Annotated in this window: 1 protein-coding gene; it reads left to right on the top strand. The window is 45.5% G+C overall.

Annotated elements, in window-relative coordinates; all coding sequences use genetic code 11:
* On the top strand, positions 1–510 hold a 510-nt coding region (locus tag R7Q46_RS30510), incomplete at both ends, for an ABC transporter substrate-binding protein (RefSeq protein WP_318078759.1).

Genomic DNA, 510 nt, shown 5'->3' with positions numbered 1-510 from the left:
ACGCCATTCTTATTTCTTCTTATCCGTGGGTTTCAAATATCGATCCCGCAGAGACTTTCCGTCATACCGAATTACACGTAGTCAAAAGTGTTTATGATGGGCTGCTAACACAAAACTCCAATGGTGGCATCGAGCCCGCTTTAGCGCATGAATGGAAAATGGAAGAAAACGTCATGACGTTATGGTTAAGGCCAGGCATTTTTCGTCATGATGGTGAGCTTCTGAGCATAGACGACGTGGTTTGGAGTTTAGAAAGACTCAAGCAAATTAAAGGGCCGGTTTATGAGCTTTGGCAATGCATTGAAACCGTTACAGCCGAAACTCCGAACTGCTTGAAGATAGTGCTCAAACGCGCAAACCAATTCTTTCCATATATGTTAGCCACGCCACATGCCTCAATATTGTGTCGAGACACGGCCTCTTTTGGCTCGGGTTATTCATATCACATCGGTACTGGGCCATTTCGAATCAGCAGTTGGAACAAAGAGAGCATCACGCTGCAAGCGCACA

It is taken from the genome of Vibrio sp. 811 (genome assembly GCF_033339195.1).
Note: the sequence above shows the minus strand (reverse complement) of the source record. Positions and strands in the feature narration are given on the sequence as shown.